The following is a 278-nucleotide window of genomic DNA, read 5'->3' on the forward strand; positions in this document are numbered from 1 at the left end:
GCACGAACTCATTGAACGGATATGTATCGTGCAGCCCCGCGATCACGAACTGGTTGATCAGCGCCTGACGGAATTCGCGGCTCTTTTTCCACGCATCCGGCTGTTCCGACATGCGATCGTACAGCCAAACTTCGGCATTGAGGCACAGCCCCATACGGTCCATGAAGCTAGCGTGCTCCGGACACCCATCTTCGATCCAGCGGAGGATTTCACGGTGGAAGAGAATCAGATCGTCAGTCATTTTCGGCTCCTGAAATATAGAAAGCCCAGTATAGTTC

Annotated in this window: 1 protein-coding gene; it reads right to left on the bottom strand. The window is 53.2% G+C overall.

What is annotated here, in order from left to right; translation table 11 throughout:
* Window positions 1-241, bottom strand: a 241-nt coding sequence (locus tag AC1RPV_RS07820; protein WP_481764206.1) for a hypothetical protein, incomplete at its 3' end; no start/stop codon positions are given.
* Window positions 242-278: the final 37 nt, after the last annotated feature.

Source organism: Dellaglioa sp. CoH-55-MRSF-9 (assembly GCF_056782155.1).